This is a genomic window from Marisediminicola sp. LYQ134 (assembly GCF_046599635.1).
In the GTDB taxonomy this organism is placed as follows: Bacteria; Actinomycetota; Actinomycetes; order Actinomycetales; family Microbacteriaceae; genus Marisediminicola.
Genome location: NZ_JBKIWP010000002.1, coordinates 918,867 through 938,326, shown reverse-complemented (window position 1 = coordinate 938,326; position 19,460 = coordinate 918,867). Strand labels below are relative to the sequence as shown.

At 66.4% G+C, this 19,460-nt stretch carries 19 protein-coding genes; 18 read left to right on the top strand and 1 reads right to left on the bottom strand.

Annotated features, from left to right (window positions below):
• The first annotated feature begins 72 nt into the window (after positions 1-72).
• From ACLHIH_RS13100 to ACLHIH_RS13015, 18 genes are all read left to right on the top strand, one after another.
• Complete coding sequence (locus tag ACLHIH_RS13100) at positions 73-774, top strand: hypothetical protein (RefSeq protein ID WP_411317254.1); 702 nt, start codon at positions 73-75, stop codon at positions 772-774.
• Positions 774-1,415 carry a hypothetical protein gene (locus ACLHIH_RS13095; RefSeq protein ID WP_411317263.1) on the top strand — a complete coding sequence of 214 codons (642 nt, stop codon included), beginning with the start codon at positions 774-776 and terminating at the stop codon, positions 1,413-1,415. Before ACLHIH_RS13100 ends, ACLHIH_RS13095 begins: the two co-directional genes overlap by 1 nt.
• Positions 1,408-1,782, top strand: a complete 375-nt coding sequence (locus ACLHIH_RS13090; RefSeq protein WP_411317262.1) for a hypothetical protein — start codon at positions 1,408-1,410, stop codon at positions 1,780-1,782. Before ACLHIH_RS13095 ends, ACLHIH_RS13090 begins: the two co-directional genes overlap by 8 nt.
• Positions 1,783-1,862: 80 nt before the next feature.
• Positions 1,863-2,063: a hypothetical protein gene (locus ACLHIH_RS13085; protein ID WP_411317261.1), complete on the top strand. Its 201-nt coding sequence runs from the start codon at positions 1,863-1,865 to the stop codon at positions 2,061-2,063.
• Positions 2,064-2,130: 67 nt separating this feature from the next.
• Positions 2,131-2,481 carry a hypothetical protein gene (locus tag ACLHIH_RS13080; RefSeq protein ID WP_411317260.1) on the top strand — a complete coding sequence of 117 codons (351 nt, stop codon included), beginning with the start codon at positions 2,131-2,133 and terminating at the stop codon, positions 2,479-2,481.
• Between the two features lie 61 nt (positions 2,482-2,542).
• Positions 2,543-2,908 carry a hypothetical protein gene (locus ACLHIH_RS13075; RefSeq protein WP_411317259.1) on the top strand — a complete coding sequence of 122 codons (366 nt, stop codon included), beginning with the start codon at positions 2,543-2,545 and terminating at the stop codon, positions 2,906-2,908.
• A gap of 43 nt (positions 2,909-2,951) precedes the next feature.
• A complete protein-coding gene (locus ACLHIH_RS13070; RefSeq protein ID WP_411317258.1) occupies positions 2,952-3,218 on the top strand; it encodes a hypothetical protein in 267 nt (88 codons plus the stop codon).
• 344 nt (positions 3,219-3,562) lie between these two features.
• Positions 3,563-4,198, top strand: a complete 636-nt coding sequence (locus ACLHIH_RS13065) for a hypothetical protein (protein WP_411317257.1) — start codon at positions 3,563-3,565, stop codon at positions 4,196-4,198.
• 38 nt (positions 4,199-4,236) lie between these two features.
• Positions 4,237-4,614: a hypothetical protein gene (locus ACLHIH_RS13060; RefSeq protein WP_411317256.1), complete on the top strand. Its 378-nt coding sequence runs from the start codon at positions 4,237-4,239 to the stop codon at positions 4,612-4,614.
• 21 nt (positions 4,615-4,635) lie between these two features.
• The gene (locus tag ACLHIH_RS13055) at positions 4,636-4,941 is read left to right on the top strand and encodes a hypothetical protein (protein ID WP_411317255.1); all 306 of its coding nucleotides are present in this window, start codon (positions 4,636-4,638) and stop codon (positions 4,939-4,941) included.
• A 197-nt stretch (positions 4,942-5,138) separates the two neighbouring features.
• Positions 5,139-5,840 carry a hypothetical protein gene (locus tag ACLHIH_RS13050; RefSeq protein ID WP_411317254.1) on the top strand — a complete coding sequence of 234 codons (702 nt, stop codon included), beginning with the start codon at positions 5,139-5,141 and terminating at the stop codon, positions 5,838-5,840.
• Positions 5,840-6,418, top strand: a complete 579-nt coding sequence (locus tag ACLHIH_RS13045; protein WP_411317253.1) for a hypothetical protein — start codon at positions 5,840-5,842, stop codon at positions 6,416-6,418. The genes ACLHIH_RS13050 and ACLHIH_RS13045 overlap by 1 nt, the downstream gene beginning before the upstream one ends.
• Positions 6,415-6,951, top strand: a complete 537-nt coding sequence (locus ACLHIH_RS13040; RefSeq protein WP_411317252.1) for a hypothetical protein — start codon at positions 6,415-6,417, stop codon at positions 6,949-6,951. Before ACLHIH_RS13045 ends, ACLHIH_RS13040 begins: the two co-directional genes overlap by 4 nt.
• A gap of 112 nt (positions 6,952-7,063) precedes the next feature.
• Positions 7,064-8,377 carry an RDD family protein gene (locus tag ACLHIH_RS13035; RefSeq protein WP_411317251.1) on the top strand — a complete coding sequence of 438 codons (1,314 nt, stop codon included), beginning with the start codon at positions 7,064-7,066 and terminating at the stop codon, positions 8,375-8,377.
• Positions 8,378-8,435: 58 nt separating this feature from the next.
• Positions 8,436-13,010: an FtsK/SpoIIIE domain-containing protein gene (locus ACLHIH_RS13030; RefSeq protein ID WP_411317250.1), complete on the top strand. Its 4,575-nt coding sequence runs from the start codon at positions 8,436-8,438 to the stop codon at positions 13,008-13,010.
• Between the two features lie 95 nt (positions 13,011-13,105).
• Positions 13,106-13,399, top strand: coding sequence for a WXG100 family type VII secretion target (locus ACLHIH_RS13025; RefSeq protein ID WP_411317249.1), 294 nt, complete (start codon positions 13,106-13,108; stop codon positions 13,397-13,399).
• Positions 13,400-13,500: 101 nt separating this feature from the next.
• A complete protein-coding gene (locus ACLHIH_RS13020; protein WP_411317248.1) occupies positions 13,501-13,725 on the top strand; it encodes a hypothetical protein in 225 nt (74 codons plus the stop codon).
• Between the two features lie 5 nt (positions 13,726-13,730).
• Positions 13,731-15,461, top strand: coding sequence for a hypothetical protein (locus ACLHIH_RS13015; RefSeq protein ID WP_411317247.1), 1,731 nt, complete (start codon positions 13,731-13,733; stop codon positions 15,459-15,461).
• A gap of 66 nt (positions 15,462-15,527) precedes the next feature.
• On the opposite strand, the gene ACLHIH_RS13010 is transcribed toward ACLHIH_RS13015, so the two are convergent.
• Entirely contained in the window at positions 15,528-19,409 is a 3,882-nt protein-coding gene (locus ACLHIH_RS13010; RefSeq protein ID WP_411317246.1) for a DNA-directed RNA polymerase subunit beta', read from the bottom strand.
• Positions 19,410-19,460: the final 51 nt, after the last annotated feature.

Below are 19,460 nucleotides of genomic sequence, written 5' to 3'. Positions count from 1 at the left end.
TGGGGACTTCTCCCCATGGTGTGTGGTGTGGTGCGACCGTAGGGTCATCGTGGAGGTGGTGCGACCGTGGGAATGATGTTGCCGAACGAGCTCGTCTGGGTCATGGAAAAACTCGGATTCGAGTGGCCCGACGTCGACGAGGACGAGGTGCGCAAAGGCGCCGTGCTCGTGCGCACCCTCGGATCCGACCTCGAGGGTGTCGTGCAAGCCGTCGACCGGAAAGTCAACGGGGATGTCGCCGGAGCGATGCGCGGCCAAACAGGACCCTCGACCATGAGCGCCTGGAACACCAACCGGTCGCAGAACCTCCAACAACTCATCGACATCATGCCGCCGGCCGCGACCGCGATGGACATCGGAGCGGACGCGATCTTCGCACTGAAGATGAAAGTCATCGTCGATGTCACGACGACGATGATCACCCTGGCCGCGATGCTCACCAACCCGGTCACCGCGGCCGGAGCCGGACCGATGCTGCTGATCAAGAAGAAACTGTTGAACGCCGCGGTCGATATCGCCGTCGAGCAACTGATCATGCAGTTGGCGCCGATGGCCATCGAGCCGCTCGCGGAACAACTGCCCGCCATCATCGACGCGATCCTCGACGCACCGATGGTCGAGGGTCAGGTCGGTGACTCCGACGAGTTCTACGCCGACCTCGAAGCGCTCGAGGATGCCCGCACCGAGATGAAGATCCACGGGGCAGACATCCAAACCATCACCTCGACGTTCTTCACCGAGTTCTCCGCCCTCGACTTCGGAGGCGACGCCTGATGTCCGCAATCAAACCGGTATTCCGCGAACTGAGAGAGGCCGCCCTCAACGGCGGTGTTCACGCGAAAGACAAACTGCACCAGCTCACCGAGAGACTCGACGGCCACTTCGACACGGTCATCCGACAGGTCAAGAACAACGACAGGTACGACGGCCCCGGCGGCAACGGTGGTTCTGGTTCGGGCCCTTCGAATGGCCCGCCGTACAGCCATGGCGTGCGATTCTTCGGAGGCGATCAACTGCACTATTACACGGACTCCAACGCGACCCTCGGTCGGAAGGGTAGCGCCGTGTTCATGATGCCTTCGGAGGACGCCGTCAATGTGGGCAGCCACATGGATGCGGCCATCGAGAGTGGGTTGGCACCGAATGTCACGGAAGCTGTACTGCGGCGTGAACCCGTCTACGGCGCGATGATTCCCGTCGACCACCTGCCCCAGAGGCTGCCCACTGCACAGGACGCGGGCGGATTCACGCACTTCCACCCCGGAGGCTATACAGCGGTCAACGTCGACGGAGTGCACTATGTCAACTCCACTCGCGAGTTCGTCGTCGACGGCGGCACACCGCTTCCCTCCGGGACGGTCGTCTTCGAACTGACCCCGGACGGAGCTTGGGATATCTTGGGGATCTATGAGTGACGACACAGCGCCGGAGTCTTCGCCAGTCGAGCTACTGGCCCTCAAGGCGCAAACCGGCGGGCAGCCTGAACATGATGCGCTGATCAGCGCATTCCTTGACGCCGTTGCCGTCGTGCCGAGTGGGAGTGATCCGGCGAAGGGTGCGTTCGAGCCCGTCCTGGTCGAGATCGACGGCGTCACCCACATGCTCGTCTGCGACTCTCTCGCTGCAGTTCGTGGCGCAACGAACCTCGCTCCGTTCGCGGTGTCCATGCGGGGGATCGACGTGGTCCGGGGAGTGACTCCGGGAAACGCCCTCCTCGTCCGGACGCCGAGAACAGGGTTCGCCATCGACGAGGATCTGCTCAACGAGATCCGCTCGCGATGACGAGTCCGAACGGTGCCTACCCGGGCGCGTGCGAGATCTGCTCCGGGTATTGGGCGACCTACGCGCCGGAGGCGCGAGCTGTGACCATCGGCAATAGCGATGAGTACATGGCGGAGGTGCGGCGTTGCCGGTACTGCGGCACCTATTGGGAGGTCGGGGCCTTCAGCTATCCCCAGGTGATATCGCGTGCGCATGCGAAGCTCGAGCTCCCGAACCTCGACGAGCTCGAGCAGGGCCTGGGTGTCGATTTTCCAACCCCGCCAGGCGAGGGATCCGCCTGAATCAGGGACACGACGCGAAGCGTTCGTGACCACGCTGTTGGTTGCAGGACGAGAAGAAGGAGCGCGAATGCCACATGACGACATGACGGCAAACGACGTGCTCGATCTGGTCCGCGAACATCTGCCCGCAGCGACGAAGGCGCGCATGAGGTCGGATGGCGAGATCAGCTTTGTTTTGTACGACGCCTTCGCCGTCCGCGGCCTCTTCGACGATTACGGCGAGGGCAACTGGGGATTCGGAGTACTGCTCGGCGGCAACGAGTCCGTTTCCTCTCCCCTCGGACGACGGCTGACGATCCGCGGCACTCGGGAGCAAGTTCGAGTAGCTCTCGAGGACATCGACTATTACGTCAGGTTGAGACTCGGATCCGAGTACCTCGCGGCTTACGAAGACGCCTATGGGGCGAGCCAGTCCTGACAATCGACGTCGCAACCGCATGATCCAGAGTCCGCAATCGATCGACGTAGCGAGGGACGGAGTGACCGTCGGCGCGACCGTCGCATGGCGGTACGAATCCTCCGGCTGGGTGGTCCGCCTGGATTCCCCCCACTTCGACCCCATCGAGGCGAGCGCGGATGACGCGTTCGAAGCTCTGTGCGTCGTACGCGACACACTGGAGCCTCTCGGCTGGCGGGTCGGCGTCGTCGGTGCCCAGGCGGATGTCTGGCCGAGCGGCATGGGCCGCGATCAGGGTGGCGGCCTCACCTCCTACCGCATGACGACGGATGGAGCGGCAGGTATCGTCGACACCTTCGAGCCCGTAGATCCGGCCACAGTGACCACCGTTGCAGAGCAGCGCACCGAGATCGACCGCCTGTACGACGAAAGCCAGCGCGGCACGTAGGCCCGGCCATTTCTTCCGACAGCACAATTCGAGGGGCCTGAAGATGAACGTCGACCAGCTCATGCGGATCATCGAAGCCGAACACCTTCCCACCCCTGTCGTCTATGGAATGGGGCGCCTCCACCTCGACGCGGTCGTCCTCGAGCGCGACGGGGAACGGTGGAGGGTGTATCTCGCGGACGAACGGACGCAGCCGTTCGAGACGACGATCCGCACGTTCGCCGACGAAGAAAGTGCTCTCGAGCACGTTCTGGTCAAGCTTCGCGAGGTTGAAAAGTCGCGGCGGTCTTTGCCGCCGTTCTCGAACTGAATCACATCGACCTGCGATGAGGAGCGAGAATGCCGCACGATGACATGACAGCTAACGCCGAGCGCGCACATCGCGAACCTCGAGCTTCCGAACCTCGACGCGCTCGAACAGGCACGGGGAATCGATTCCCCTCCCCCGCCGGCTGGTTGACCTAGGTGAACCGCGGTCCTGACACGCCTCGGAGGCGGGTGGGGACTCCTCCCCATGGTGTGTGGTGCGGTGCGACCGTAGGGTCGTCGGCGAGGTGGTGCAGTCGTGAATCACGAACCGAGAACGGATAGTCCGACGGTGACGTCGATGTTCTCCATGGAGCTCTCCGCCCTGAACTCGAGAGGGGAAGACTGATGTCCGCCATCAAGCCGGTCCTCCGTGAACTGAAGCAAGCCGCACTCAAGGGTGGTGTGCAGGCGAAGGACAAGCTGCACCGGGTCGCCGACAACCTCGATGGGCATCTCGACGCCGTCATCAGGCAGGTCAAGGACAAAGACCGCTTCGATCGGCCGGATATGGATGCCCCGGACGACGCGGTCGCCCGGGGCTGGCTGAAGAACCGAGCGCTGCGCAGGGGAAAGAAAACGGATGCGGGGTGGCACTTTCTTCCCGACAAGGATCGTGCCGCCGCGGGTGACGTGCCCCGGTACCCGGGCGAGTACGTCCTGGATCTGCACGGCTCTCCGCACGCGGTCCAGGGCGGCGACGGGTCGATGATGAATGCCGCCGACTTCGCCGAACAGGTCAGAAAACGAACCGATTGGGACGGCGAGTCACCCATCCGGCTCTTCTCGTGCGACACCGGCTCTGCGCCCGACGGCTTCGCGCAGCAGCTGGCCGATGACCTCGGCGTCACGGTGACCGCGCCCACGAAGCCGGTGTGGTCGACCGCGGGCGGCGCGCCCTTCGTCACGGACATCGATCCGGTCACCGGTGCTCCTGTCTGGCCGCCGAACGGCGGCTGGGTACAATTCCAGTCGAACGGCTAGGCGCCGTTGCCGACTCGGCAGAGAAATGGTGAAAGCGAATGGTCAAGCAGGTTTCTGTCTTCCAGCCGGGTGTGGCCGACACGACCCAGGGTGAGCGGCCGTTGCTCAACGAGGGGAGGCTCTCCGACGAGGAGCAGTCTCTCGTGGGCGCCTACCTCGACGCGGGTGCCGTTGTGATGCACACGACCGCGCGCGGCATCGACATTCTGCGGGGTGACGAGCATGTCGTCCCCCTGACGATCCGGACCGACGGCGAATACGTGTGGACGGGCCCGGTGACCTACTACGTTCAGACCCACGGCGTCGCTCCCGATGAGGGTTTCCTCGAGCACGTGCGTGCGCGTGGCTACGAGAATCGTGTGCCGGATGAGGCCGAGATCCAGGCGGCCGCCCGGGTCTTCACACCCGGGCGCTGACGTCGTCGGCCGGCGCCCGATGTGACCGTGGAAGACCGAGACCTGACCCGCGCCATCGTCGCGTACCTCGGCAAAGGACGGTCGCCCTTCCCCCGAACGGATGAGGACGCCGTCAGAGCGCTCGCGGTCGGCGAGGACGCTGCGGTGCTGCTGACGCGCGGGCGCGCCGTCACCGACGAGATGATGTCGATCAAGATCGACTGGGCGACGAAGACCCTGTCCGAAGGCGGGCGGGAGGCTCAGGAGGTTCTGGTGGCTCGACGTCCGGAGCTTGGTCAGGACGCGCTCGAGGCGCTCTATTGGATGTTCACCTACAAATGGCGTTGACCTGGTCCCGGATGAACGGGTTGTGCCCTCGGCCGGGTCATCCTCGACGCGGGACTCGCTGTGTACGCGTGGTGGACCGCGGCACTCGGCTCGGCACGCCGTCGCTGTCCTAGCCGCACGGCGGGTGGGGACTTCTCCCCATGGTGTGTGGTGTGGTGCGACCGTAGGGTCATCGTGGAGGTGGTGCGACCGTGGGAATGATGTTGCCGAACGAGCTCGTCTGGGTCATGGAAAAACTCGGATTCGAGTGGCCCGACGTCGACGAGGACGAGGTGCGCAAAGGCGCCGTGCTCGTGCGCACCCTCGGATCCGACCTCGAGGGTGTCGTGCAAGCCGTCGACCGGAAAGTCAACGGGGATGTCGCCGGAGCGATGCGCGGCCAAACAGGACCCTCGACCATGAGCGCCTGGAACACCAACCGGTCGCAGAACCTCCAACAACTCATCGACATCATGCCGCCGGCCGCGACCGCGATGGACATCGGAGCGGACGCGATCTTCGCACTGAAGATGAAAGTCATCGTCGATGTCACGACGACGATGATCACCCTGGCCGCGATGCTCACCAACCCGGTCACCGCGGCCGGAGCCGGACCGATGCTGCTGATCAAGAAGAAACTGTTGAACGCCGCGGTCGATATCGCCGTCGAGCAACTGATCATGCAGTTGGCGCCGATGGCCATCGAGCCGCTCGCGGAACAACTGCCCGCCATCATCGACGCGATCCTCGACGCACCGATGGTCGAGGGTCAGGTCGGTGACTCCGACGAGTTCTACGCCGACCTCGAAGCGCTCGAGGATGCCCGCACCGAGATGAAGATCCACGGGGCAGACATCCAAACCATCACCTCGACGTTCTTCACCGAGTTCTCCGCCCTCGACTTCGGAGGCGACGCCTGATGTCCGCAATCAAACCGGTATTCCGCGAACTGAGAGAGGCCGCCCTCAACGGCGGTGTTCACGCGAAAGACAAACTGCACCAGCTCACCGAGAGACTCGACGGCCACTTCGACACGGTCATCCGCCGAACCACCAATAACGACCACTACGACGGCCCGAGCGGGACCGACGCCCCCGTACAAGGGCCGCAAGTTCCCAACCCCGACGGAACCGGCCCCGTCATCTTCGACGTCGTCGACGGAGCAACGCCCGAGGAGATCGCTCAGTTCCACGACTACGTCAACCGCAGCAATCGGTACCTCGCTGACGGCTCGCTGTCGGACTCCGGTCGCGTCAGCACGGCCGAGCAGATCGCCCGCGACGCGCGGCGTGAAGCGCGCCTCGAACGGATTCGCGCGCGCGACGCGGGAACCCCCTACCAGGGAGTCGTCGCACACGTTCCCGACTCCACCTGGGTCGGGCAGGGCAAGCCGCCGGGCTGGGGCGATTACAGTAGTAGAGTCAACTCCAGCCTCGCCGGGCAGGTCAACCGCTACCCGGTGGGATATGACCCGACGATCTTCATTGTGAGGGAATGATGACCGACTGGCCCACAAAGATCGTGGAGTTGGTGCGTGTGAAGGAACGCATTGCGCAACTCGATGTCGATCGCATCTTTCCGTTCACGATTCCGTCGGTAGCCGCCCTATCGAGTCGGCTCGACGAGTACGAGGAACGCACGGGACTCGTGCTCGACCCCGGCCATCGCTCCTTCCTCGAAGCAGCCGACGGTTGGCGGGCGTTCTTCGAGACGCAGGACCTCCTGAGCGTCGAGCAACTCGCAGCCGGGGAGCACCGCGAGGTATTCACCGCGTGGATCGAGACTGCCCCGCCACAGGCCCTGGCCGCGGGGTATTCGGCAGCGACCCTCCTCCCGATCGCCGTCGACCTCGAGATGCCGATGTTCGCCGCCATGCGGGTGATCGATGGACGAGTGGCGAGTGAGGTGCTCTCCCTCGACCCGTCGGGGATCCTCGACGAGTACGCATCCTTCGAGGAGTACTTCGATTCGAGAATTGCGCTGACGGTATTGAACCTCGAGGACTTCGAGTCGGGCGCATACCGCCTGTGAGACCGAGATCGTGGGAGTGCGACCGTCGAGTGGGTGACCACTCGCCGGGGTCGTCCAGCGGGGTCGGGGGCACTCCCTCCTCTGCTTGCGCTCAGCCTGGCAACAAACGCTCATGATCTGGGAGATCGATGAGCGGGAGCGGGCCGTCGAGGGGGTCGACGCCGCGGGACGCCCCGATCCGGCCTACGCCGCTGCCCTCGGTCTGCTGCGGGCACCCTTCGGCCGTCGAGCACTCGCGTACGCGTGCGACGTCACGCTCTGGGTGATCCTGCAGCTCCCCCTGTGGCTCGGTGCGGTTCCGCTGCTGATCAAACTCGCGACGGGTTCCATCTCGTCCTACGGCTTCGTGAACCATCCCGACTTCGTGCTCGGCATCGTCATGGCGTCGATCAGCGTCGCACTCTCGCTCGTGCTCGTCGTCGCCCAACTCGTGCTCCACGGGCGCAGGGGTCGCACGATCGGCAAGTCCCTCGTCGGCATCCGCAGCGTGAACGTGCGCACGCTGGAGCGACCCGGCATCGGCGCCGTGCTGCTGCGCTACCTCATCGTCCTGGCCGCGGGCATAGTTCCCGGCATCGGCTCGGCGCTCATCCTGCTCACCCCGACCTTCGATCCCGACAGACGCGGTCGAGGCTGGCACGACAAGGCGACGGGGGTGTGGCTCGTCGACACACGGCGGGGGCTGAACCCGTTCGACGAGAAGCGGATGCGAATCGCCCGCAAGATGGTGAAGGTCGATCCCCTGCCGGAGCGCTCCGAGCTGCCGTCCCTCGCCACGCGCAGTGCGCCCTCGGCTCAGCCCGAGTACCGTCCCGGGAGCCGCAACAGTGCGGGGGTGCTCGGTGTTTCGAGGCCCGACGATGCGGAGGTGCTCTCGGCGGACTTCGTCGTGGCACCGCCGACACCGCAACCGCTCGCGACGCCCCCGCCGGAGCCCGCGGTTGCGGCGCGCGCTGCGGCCCCCGCACCGGTCGCGCAGCGCCCCGCGCCCGTACCTCCGCCGGTGGCCGCTCCCATCCCTGCGCCCGTGGCTGCGCCCGTTCCCACGCCAGTGGCCGCACCGGCATCCCCGCCCGCCGCGCCTCAGCAGGAGGTGCGCACCGCGCTCTTCTCTCTTCGGCTCGACACCGGTGCGAGCATCCCGGTGTCCGGACCGATCTTCTTGGGGCGTGACCCCGACCCCGCCGACCACCCCGGCGCACGGTCGATCCCCGTTCCGGACCCGAGTCGGTCGATGTCGAAGACGCACCTGCTCGTTCGTCCGGTCGGCGACGGGCTCGAGGTCGTCGATTGGCACTCCACGAACGGGTCGGCGCTCACGCACGACGGAGTCGACCGTGAGCTCGCGCCCGGTGTGCCGGTCTCCGTCGTCGACGGCGACAGCATCCGGCTCGGCGACCGGGTCGCAGACGTGGTCCGGATGTGACACCCCGCGTGACGACGACCTGTGCTGCCGTGCGGCGCATCCACCTCGGAGAAGAGCCATGAGACTGAAGCTGACACTGCACCGCCACGCGAGCGACCCCGCCGACATCGTGATCACCACGGATTCGACCGCCACGGTCGGAGACGTGGCACGCCATGTCGCGGAATCGGATCCCACCCGATCGATCGTTCTCGGCGACGACGACGTGCTGACCCTCGCCGTCGCCCCACCGACCGGCCAGCGCATGGTCTCGCTCTCGCCCCACCTCCCGATCGGCGAGGCGCCGATCGGGTCGGGGTTCGCGGCGTCCATCATCAACTACGGGTCGGGATACACCGCGTCGGCGCAGCGCGAGATCGTGGGGAGGATGCGCGCGATCGCCGGCCCGCTCGCCGGGCAGGAGTTTCCCATCGCGGCCGGCCACGTCTCGCTCGGGCGCGACCCGGAGAACGACATCGTGCTCGCCGATCCGATGGTCTCCAAGCGCCACGCACGGCTCGAGGCCGGTTCGCACGTGGAAGTCGTCGACCTCAACTCCGCCAACGGCGTGCTCGTCGACGGGGTGCAGCTGCAGCGGGTGCGGGTCGAAGAGGGCACACCGTTCGTGATCGGGAGCACCACCCTCGTGTTCCACCTCGCGCGCTCCTTCGACGGCTCCGCAGACGAAGATCCGATCATCGAACGCGGTGGCGGAGTGATGTTCAACCGAAGTCCGCGCGTCGAGGTCCGTTACCCGGGCACGGGATTCAAGCCTCCCCGTCTGCCCACCGAGAAGATCGGCAAGATCTTCCCGTGGCCCATCCTCATCGCACCCATCCTGATGGGAGCCGCGTTGTACGCCCTCAACGGCAACCCGCGGTCGCTTCTCCTCATCGTCATGACCCCGCTCATGGCCCTCGGCAACCTCTTCAACCAATCAGTGCAGAGCAGGAAGAAGCAGAACCACGAGTTCCTCCTCTTCGAGCGTCAGTACGAGCAGCTGGAAGAGGATCTGTTCCGAGGCAAGCCCGAGGAGGAGCGCGCCCGCAACGTCGAGGCCCCGCCGGTAGCCGAGGTGTTCGACCAGGCGATGCGGCTCGGCCCGATGCTCTGGACGAGGCGACCCGAGCACTGGAACTACCTCGGCCTGCGGCTGGGCAGCTGCCGGTTGCCCGCACGCAACTCGATCGACGATGCGGACACCCCCGAGGGACTCCCCGAGTACATCGACCGCGTCGACCGCCTCCGCGAGCGCTACGACTCCGTCGATGACGTGCCCGTGTTCGAGATGCTGTCTGCCGCAGGCTCGATCGGCATAGCCGGACCCCGAGCACTCGTCGCCGACACGATGCGCGGTGTCGCCGTCCAGCTGTTCGGCCTCCACGCCCCCAACGACGTCGTCGCGGTGGCCTTCGCCGACTCGACATGGACGCCCGAGCTGGAGTGGTTGAAGTGGATGCCGCACACGTCGAGCGAGCGCAGCCCCTTTCGCGACCGGCCTCTGGCCGACTCCGCACCGACCAGCGCGGCGCTCTTGAGCTCACTCGAGGAGTACGTCGCTCGTGCCGCCGGTGACGCCGGCAAGCCCGAACCGCGAGGGCCCTTCAAAGAGGACTGGAACCCGCTGCTCTTCGGCACCGACGTCGCGCGCGCGGCAGGTGAGCGACACGTGACTCCGCCGATCTCGATCATCGTGTTCGTCACCGGCGACGCCCCGGTCGACCGTGGTCGGCTGACCGACGTGCTCGAGCGCGGAGCGGATCACGGCGTGCACGCGGTCTTCGTCTCGTCCACCGTCGAATCCCTCCCCGCCGTCTGCCGGAGCTTCGTCGAGCTGACGACCGCCGGCCTCGAAGATGCGCGCGTGGGCCTGGTCCGCACCGGCGAAGCGTTCGACCACGTGCGAGTCGAAGGTGTGTCGAACGCGTACATGGAGATGTTCGCGCGGCGCCTCTCCCCCGTCGTCGACGCGAGCACGGTGGTGCACGACGCATCCGACATCCCGAACTCCGTGATGTTCCTGCAGCTCATCGACCCGGCGATCGCCGAGGATCCGACCGTGGCGATCGAACGATGGCGACAGAACACCACGATCATCGACCGGTCTTCGAACCCCCGGCCGCGGTTGAAGAAAGCGGGCACCCTCCGGGCGATCATCGGGCAGGGCCCGAGCGATGCGATGGCGCTCGACCTGCGCACGCAGGGCCCGCACGCGCTCGTGGGCGGCACGACGGGCGCCGGCAAGTCGGAGTTCCTCCAGGCCTGGGTGCTCGGCATGGCGGCGGCACACAGCCCCGACCGAGTGACGTTCCTCTTCGTCGACTACAAGGGCGGATCCGCCTTCGCCGATTGCGTCGATCTGCCGCACTGCGTGGGGCTCGTGACCGACCTGAGTCCTCACCTCGTGAGCCGCGCTCTCACGAGCCTGCGCGCCGAGCTGCAGCATCGCGAGCATCTGCTCAACCGCAAGAAGGCCAAGGACCTCCTCGAGCTCGAGAAGCGCCAGGATCCGGAGTGTCCCCCGGCGCTCGTTCTCGTCATCGACGAGTTCGCTGCTCTCGCGTCGGAGATGCCGGAGTTCGTCGACGGGGTCGTCGACATCGCGCAGCGCGGGCGGTCGCTCGGCATCCACCTCATCATGGCGACCCAGCGCCCCGCCGGCGTGATCAAGGACAATCTCCGGGCGAACACGAATCTGCGCATCGCGCTTCGGATGGCCGACGAGTCGGATTCCCGGGATGTCGTCGACGACGAGATCGCGGCGAGCTTCTCGGCGAGCATCCCGGGTCGGGCGATCGCCAAGACCGGCCCCGGTCGCCTCGTGCCGTTCCAGTCGGCATACACGGGTGGCTGGACCTCCGACGACGACACCGCCGTCGCCGAGGTGCGCGTCGCTGAGCTCCGGTTCGGTGCCACGCGAGAGTGGGAGCCCGACCGATCCGCGGAATCCGATTCGCACGAGTACGACCTCGGCCCCAACGATCAGAAGCGCATCGTGCAGACCCTCGTGCGAGCGAGCGAAGTCGCGGGCCTCCCACGCCCCCGCCGGCCGTGGCTCGACGACCTGCCGCAGCTCGTCGACCTCGAGCGCCTGCCCGCCGACGGCGACACGAGGATCCCGCTCGCACTGATGGACGTCCCCGAGAAACAGCTGCAGGAATCGGCCGTCTTCGTGCCCGACCGCGACGGGTCGCTCGTGGTCTACGGCACCTCGGGTTCGGGCAAGTCGACGGTGCTCAAGACCATCGGGACCGCGGCGGGGCTGCGCCCGGATCGCGGTCGCGTGCAGGTCTACTGCCTCGACTTCGCGTCCGGCGCGCTCGGAGCCCTGTCGGCCCTCCCCCACGTGGGGTCGGTCGTCGACGGCGCGGATGTGGAACGCATCCAGCGACTGCTTCGCACCCTCGATCAGGAGATGGACCGTCGGGCCGCGGCCTTCGCTACCGCCAGTGCGGCATCCGTTCAGGAGTACCGCGAGCTCGTCGATCCGGCGATGCCGCGCATCATCCTGCTGATCGACAACTACCCGGAGTTCAAGAAGGACTGGGAGGTCGCGCCGGGCAGGGGGCCGTCGTACCGCACGTTCATGCGCATCCTCGGCGAGGGGCGCACCCTGGGTCTGCACACCGTCATCACGGCCGACCGCGGCAACGCGGTGCCGAGCGCCGTCGGCGCCAACATCTCGCGTCGCGTCATCCTGCGGATGGGCGACCAGAGCCAGTACATGCTCCTCGGTGCGCCTCGCAACATCCTCGACGAGCAGTCACCTCCCGGTCGAGCGGTCATCGACGGGCACGAGGCACAGATCGCCGTGCTCGGCGGCACGTCGAACGCCGTCGAGCAGACCAGAGCCCTCGCCGCCCTCGGCGATCGTCTCCGCGGCCTCGGCGTGCGCGACCTGCCGGAGATCGGAGCACTCCCGACGATGGCGCTGGCGGCGGACATGCCCGCGCATGTCGAGGGGATGCCGGTCTTCGGTATTGCAGACGACACACTGGCCCCCCGCGGGTTCGAGCCGATCGGCTCGTTCGTGGTCTCCGGTCCGCCGGCCTCGGGGCGCACGAACGCCCTCAAGGCGCTCGTCGTCGCGATGGAACGCTTCGACCCCGCTGTGCGCCTGTACCACTTCGGGAGCAGGCGCGCCGATCTCAAGGACTTCAGGCCCTGGTTGCGCAGCGCCACACGCCCCGAGGACGAGGCCGAACTGGCGACGGAGCTCGCGGGTCTCGTCGTCAGCGATGCCCCGGGCGAGCGGATCATGATCGTGATCGAAGACATCCCGCACCTCGCTGACGGGCCTGCCGACCGCCCGATGCGCGCGCTGCTTCAAGCGATGGGCAATAGCGAGCATCTTCTCGTCGCCGAGGCCGAGATCAGTCGCGCCAGCGGAAGCATCGGCGTGCTCGGCGAGTGGAAGACCGCCCGGCAGGGAATCGTGCTCAAGCCCGACACCTACGACGGGGAGGCGATCTTCAAGACGGCTTTCGGGCGCGTCAAGCGCTCCGACTTTCCGGTCGGTCGCGGCATTTTCGTGCAGGCGGGCCAGGCGGTCACGATGCAGATGCCCTTCGTCGCGGAGTCTGCGAGCACCGACGCGGCCACGCCGGCGCCGGGCACACGGGCAGCGGCCAGGCAGGCAGCGACACATGGGTAGCGCTCCCCATGTGCACTCGGGCGTTCCTTCGTTAGCCTCAGTTGTGGGGAAGGCCAGACGGGCCTGAACACGACGAACGCTGGGAGGCGGGTTTCATGGCCGGACATGATTTCGGTGCAACATACAGCGAGATGGAGACTGCGGCGCAGCGTCTGCGCGACGGACGCCAGACGGTCACCGACACGCTGAAAGAGCTCGAAGGCATCATCACAGACCTCGTGCAGGACGGCTTCAAGACCGAGAACGCGTCGGAAGCGTATTCCACCGCGTACGCGGAGCTCACGACGTCGCTCGACGACGCCGCCGAGGCCGTCAACGACATGGCTGAGGCGCTCGACCGCATGGCCGACAGGATCCGCGACACGGATGCGGAGATGGCTGGCGGCTGAGCCGACACACCTTCGGAGGTCGTGGTGCGAACGATCGCACCACGACCTCTTTCGTTTCCTCGGGCGATTAGTATCCATGTCATGAACGGAGTGCGGAGCCGATGACACCAGCACAGACCTATTGGTACAACCTGACGACCCAGTCGGTGCAACGAGCCGACGAGCGTCCGTCCGAAGATACGATCGGACCGTTCGCCTCCGCTGAGGAAGCCGAAGAGTCGCCTGCGACTCTGCTCGAGTATGCGCGGGCGTGGCTCGAGAGTGAAGAGAGCGAGCGCTTCCGCGAGATGGGTGCCGAGAGCGACGACGGCACCGACCTCGTGTGAGGTCGGTGAGCAGAAAGTCTCCCCGCCGGGCCGCCGCAGCCGGGGTCGTGGTCGTCGTCGCGAGCCTGACCGCGTGCGCACCCGGTGTGCCTGACACGGTCGTGCCCGACACGACGGTCACGGTGGGCTGGACCGGCGAAATCACGTCGTTCAATGCCGCCGCCTCGCCGACACGCGGCAACATCGACATCGCGGAGGCCACGAGAAGCAGCTTCGGCGACATCGTCGACGGCGAGTTCGTTCCCGACGAGAGCTTCGGGACCGTGACGATCGTGAGCGACATCCCGTTCACCGCCCGCTACGATCTCGCGGAACCGGCATGGTCCGACGGCATCCCGCTCGACGCCGCGGATCTTCTCCTCGGATGGGCAGCGGGAAGCGGACTCCTCGCTCCGGAGGGGGAGACCGAGGACGAAGACGAAGCCGACCTCGACGACGATGCCGAGGTGCAGGAGGCACCGATCGTCCCCGAGCTCGACGAATTCGCGCGCGCGATCGAGGTGACGTCCCCCGAGCCGACGATCGGGTGGCAGAGCGCGATCGAGGCGTCCGTTCCCGCGCACGTGGTCGGCGGGCGTGCCTTCGGCCTCGACGATGCGATGGAGGCGAAGCAAGCGGTCATCCGCGCGATCCAGGACGAGGACGACGCTGCCCTCGAAGCGGTCGGCGAGGCGTGGACCGACACATTCGATGTGACCGAGGTGACGGATGTCCCCGCATACGTGCGCTTGTCGAGCGGGGCGTACCAGGTCGACGGGTTCACCCGCGACGACGACGGACAGAGCGTCACACTCGTGCCCAATCCTCTGTATGCGGGCGCGGCCACGCCGCAGGTCGCGCGCATCGACCTCGTGCCGATGGGAGACGACGGCGTGTCGGCGATCGGCGGGCGGATCGACGTCGTTCAGGTGGCCCCGACACTCCAGAACCGCGCGATCGTCGACGACTTCGAGCGCCGCGACAATCCCGTTCTGACATCGCACGATGGAACCGTGTGGACCGTGCTGCTGCGCCCGGCCGGTGTGTTCGCGGAGCCGGCCGCGCGCACCGCATTTCTCCGCACGGTCCCCGCGCGCGACATCGTGGATCGTGGCGCCGGCGGGTGGGCGTCGACCTACACGGCGACGACCTCGATGCTGTCGGCACCGGGCTCCCCCGCCTACGACATCGTGAACGAGGACTCGGGATTCGCGTCGGTGCTCGGCACGCCGAGCCGCGAGCCGGCCCTCGAGCGCGCAGCCGCCGGCGTCGCAGCGGGCACATCGGTGTGCGTGCTCTACGATCGCGGCAGCGAGTTCGCCGTCGGCGCCTTCGAGGCCCTGAGAGATGCCGTCGGCGCCGAAGGGTGGAACATCGACGACTGCGGGACCGACGACATCGTCGCCGAGATGGACGAACCGGGCTGGGATGCCGCGATCACCCGCGTATCCCTCCCGCAGACGCCCGCTCAGATAGCGGCGCAGTGGGGCAGCGGGAGCGAGACATCCCTCATCGGCGACGCCGATGCCGACCGCGATGAACTCATCACGCAGCTCGATCAGACCGTCGACGTCTACGAGGCCCGGGAGCTGCTCGCCCGGATCGAGTCGAGCATCGTGCGCGCCGCCGTCGCGCGACCGTTCGCCGTCAATCCCACCGTGACCGTCACCGACCGGGCCGTGACGGGCGTCTCCGTGCGCAGCGGGCCGGTGGCGCCTCTCATCCACGACCTCGAGCAGTGGGCGGTCGTGGAGTAGGCGCCCCCGACACGCAGAACGGCCCGCCACCTCGAGGTGACGGGCCGTTCCTTCGTGCGCGAGGGCCTAGTTGTAGGTTCCCGGCGTGTAGTCGTCCGACGAGAAGCTCTCGAAGTCGACGAACGACAGGTCACTCTCGCTGAACACCGACTCATCCGTGAAGATGCGGTTCGGGTAACGCTCGGCCTTGGCTTCTTCCGTCGCCTCGACGTTGACGTTGCGGTACTTCGGCAGACCGGTTCCGGCAGGAATCAGCTTTCCGATGATGACGTTCTCCTTGAGGCCCATGAGCGGGTCGGACTTGCCCTCCATGGCCGCCTGGGTCAGAACCCGGGTGGTCTCCTGGAACGACGCGGCCGACAGCCACGACTCGGTCGCGAGCGACGCCTTGGTGATACCGAGAATCTCCTGACGAGCCGAAGCCGTCTTCTTTCCCTCAGTCAACGCGGCGCGGTTGAGCTCGTTGTACTTCAACCGGTCGACGAGCTCGCCGGGCAGCAGGTCGGTGTCGGCGTGGTCGACGACGGTGACCTTGCGAAGCATCTGGCGGACGATGACCTCGATGTGCTTGTCGTGGATCGGCACACCCTGCGAGCGGTAGACACCCTGCACTCCACCGACGAGGTGCTCCTGAACCGCCCGGACACCGCGAACCCGGAGAACCTCCTTCGGGTCGACGTTGCCGACGTGCAGCTGCTGGCCGAGCTCGACGTGCTCTCCGTCTTCGACGAGGAGCGTCGCGCGCTTGAGCACCGGGTAGGCGATCGGCTCGTCTCCGCTGTCGGGCGTGAGGATGAGCTTGCGGCTGCGGTCGGTGTCTTCGATCGTGATGCGGCCCGCGGCTTCGGCGAGAGGCGACGCACCCTTGGGGGTGCGGGCTTCGAAGAGCTCGGTGACGCGGGGAAGACCCTGCGTGATGTCGTCGGCAGACGCGATACCACCCGTGTGGAAGGTACGCATGGTGAGCTGCGTTCCGGGCTCACCGATCGACTGGGCCGCGATGATACCGACGGCCTCACCGATGTCGACGAGCTTGCCGGTCGCGAGCGAACGGCCGTAGCACGCCGCACACACACCGACAGCGGACTCGCAGGTCAGCACCGAGCGCACGCGAGCGTGCGTGATGCCGGCCTCGATGAGCTGCTCGATGAGCACGTCTCCGATGTCGTCGCCCGCCTTCGCGATGACCGTTCCCGACTCGTCGACCGCATCCTCTGCGAGGCTGCGAGCGTAGAGCGAGTTCTCGATGTTCGGGTCAGGCACGAGAATGCCTTCGGCGTTCGGGGTTCCGACGAGAAGCTTGAGACCGCGCGTGGTGCCACAGTCGTCTTCGCGGATGATGACGTCTTGCGAGACATCCACGAGTCGACGCGTGAGGTACCCCGAGTCGGCCGTGCGGAGCGCGGTGTCGGCGAGGCCCTTGCGAGCACCGTGGGTCGCGATGAAGTACTCGGCGACCGACAGGCCCTCGCGGTAGCTCGAGATGATCGGGCGAGGGATGATCTCACCCTTCGGGTTCGACACGAGACCACGCATACCGGCGATCTGGCGAACCTGCATCCAGTTACCACGAGCCCCCGAGGTGACCATGCGGTTGATCGTGTTGTTCTCGGGCATGTTCGCCTCCATCGCCGTAGCGACCTCGGCGGTGGCCTTGTTCCAGATCTCGATGAGCTCCTGGCGACGCTCGGCGTCGGTCGTGAGTCCCTTCTCGAACTGGGTCTGAACCTTGGCTGCCTGCTTCTCGTAGCTCCCGATGATCTCGCGCTTGTTCGGCGGGGTGAGAACGTCGGAGAGAGCGACGGTCACTCCCGAGCGCGTGGCCCAGTAGAAACCGGCGTCCTTGATGCGGTCGAGAGCTGCCGCGACCTCCACCTTGGGGTAGCGCTCGGCGAGATCGTTGACGATCGCCGAGAGCTTGCCCTTGTCGGCCACCGCGTCGATGAACGGGTAGTCGGTGGGGAGCGCCTCGTTGAAGAGGGCGCGACCGAGGCTCGTCTCGTGCAGCGCCGTCTGGCCCTGCTCGAAGCCCTCGGGAGCGACTTCCTCATCGAGGTAGAGGTTCTCGAGACGGATGCGCACCTTGGCGTTGAGGTCGAGCGAGTGCTGATCGAACGCGAGGATCGCCTCGGCGACCGACGAGAACGCGCGTCCCTCGCCCGTGACACCCTCCTTGAGGGTGGTCAGGTGGTGGAGACCGATGATCATGTCCTGCGTGGGCAGGGTCACCGGGCGACCGTCGGACGGCTTGAGGATGTTGTTCGAGGCGAGCATGAGGATGCGCGCTTCGGCCTGAGCCTCGACCGAGAGCGGCAGGTGGACTGCCATCTGGTCACCGTCGAAGTCGGCGTTGAACGCCGCACACACGAGGGGGTGGAGCTGGATGGCCTTGCCCTCGACGAGCTGAGGCTCGAACGCCTGGATGCCCAGACGGTGGAGGGTGGGCGCGCGGTTGAGCAGCACGGGGCGCTCGCGGATGATCTCCTCGAGCACATCCCACACCTGCGGACGCGAACGCTCGACCATGCGCTTGGCACTCTTGATGTTCTGCGCGTGGCTGAGGTCGATGAGTCGCTTGATCACGAACGGCTTGAATAGCTCGAGAGCCATCTGCTTGGGCAGACCGCACTGGTGGAGCTTGAGCTGCGGTCCGACGATGATGACCGAACGACCCGAGTAGTCGACGCGCTTGCCGAGCAGGTTCTGGCGGAACCGACCCTGCTTTCCCTTGAGCATGTCGCTCAGGGACTTGAGCGCGCGGTTGCCGGTTCCCGTCACGGGGCGACCGCGGCGACCGTTGTCGAACAGTGCGTCGACGGCCTCCTGCAGCATGCGCTTCTCGTTGTTGACGATGATCTCGGGGGCACCGAGGTCCAACAGACGACGCAGACGGTTGTTGCGGTTGATCACACGACGGTAGAGGTCGTTGAGGTCGGAGGTCGCGAAACGACCACCGTCGAGCTGCACCATCGGGCGGAGCTCCGGCGGGATGACCGGAACGACCTCGAGCACCATCGCGGCAGGCGAGTTGCCCGTCTGGAGGAACGAGTTGACCACGCGCAGTCGCTTGATGGCGCGGATCTTCTTCTGACCCTTGCCCTCGGCGATCTGGAGGTGGAGCGACTCGCTCTCGGCCGCGAGGTCGAACGCCTGCAGCCGCTTCTGGATCGCCTCGGCGCCCATGAAGCCCTCGAAGTAGATGCCGAAGCGGTCCTGGAGCTCGTGGAATACGGCGTCCTCGGGCTTGAGGTCTCCGACCTTGAGGCTGCGGAAGTCATCCCACACGCGCTCGAGGTGAGCGATCTGCTCGTCGAACGACTTGCGGGTCTGGCTCATCTCCTTCTCGGCGCCGTCCTTGGTGCGACGCTTCTGGTCGGCCTTCGCCCCCTCGGCCTCGAGGGCAGCGAGGTCGGTCTCGAGCTTCGTCAAGCGGTCGGCGATGCGCGAGTCGCGCTGGCTCTCGAGCTCTTTGATCTCGAGACGCAGCTCGTTCTCGAGGCCGGGCATGTCCGCGTGACGGGCATCCTCGTCGACCGAGATGATCATGTACGCGGCGAAGTAGATGACCTTCTCGAGGTCCTTCGGCGCCATGTCGAGGAGGTACCCGAGACGGCTCGGAACACCCTTGAAGTACCAGATGTGGGTGACGGGCGCGGCGAGCTCGATGTGGCCCATGCGCTCGCGACGCACGGAGGACTTGGTGACCTCCACGCCGCAGCGCTCGCACACGATGCCCTTGAAGCGCACTCGCTTGTACTTACCGCACGAGCACTCCCAGTCACGGCTCGGTCCGAAGATCTGCTCTCCGAAGAGGCCGTCCTTCTCGGGCTTGAGTGTGCGGTAGTTGATCGTCTCGGGCTTCTTGACCTCACCGTGCGACCAGCGACGGATGTCGTCGGCGGTGGCGAGGCCAATACGCAGCTCATCAAACGTTGTTACGTCGAGCAATTTTTCTCCTTGAAGAAGGTCCAGCTAAAAAAGGGCTAAATCAGGTCCGGG